We start from the raw sequence: 361 nt of genomic DNA on the forward strand, positions 1-361 counted from the left end.
ACTACACAATTTGCTTGCAAATTGTGTAGTAAGTCCCCCTTTTGAAAAAAGGGGGCTGACACACCATGTCAAAATTCGCCATTCTTAGGGTTCAGAAACTCAAATCGCCCAAGTCCGTCAGGGCGTCCATGAAGCACGCCTACCGAGAGCAGGATCCGCCAAACTCTGACGCCACGAGAACGACAGACAATGACCTGATCGTGACGCAGAACGTCAAACAGGGCATGATCGCGTTCGAGAAGGCGCTACCTGAGAAGATCCGCAAGAACGCCGTCCAGTGCATCGAATACCTGGTCACGTCCTCACCTGGCGCGTTCGAGAACCGGAACGCTGACCAGGAGGCGTATTTGGGGTCACGACA

General features: G+C 53.5%; 1 protein-coding gene. It reads left to right on the forward strand.

Going from position 1 to position 361, the window contains the following annotated elements; genetic code table 11:
- Nucleotides 1–65: 65 nt before the first annotated feature.
- Nucleotides 66–361, forward strand: a 296-nt coding sequence (locus KP705_RS19520; RefSeq protein WP_252348463.1) for a plasmid recombination protein, incomplete at its 3' end; no start/stop codon positions are given.

The sequence above is a fragment of the Gluconobacter sp. P1D12_c genome, assembly GCF_018812105.1.
GTDB classification, from domain to species: domain Bacteria; phylum Pseudomonadota; class Alphaproteobacteria; order Acetobacterales; family Acetobacteraceae; genus Gluconobacter; species Gluconobacter oxydans_A.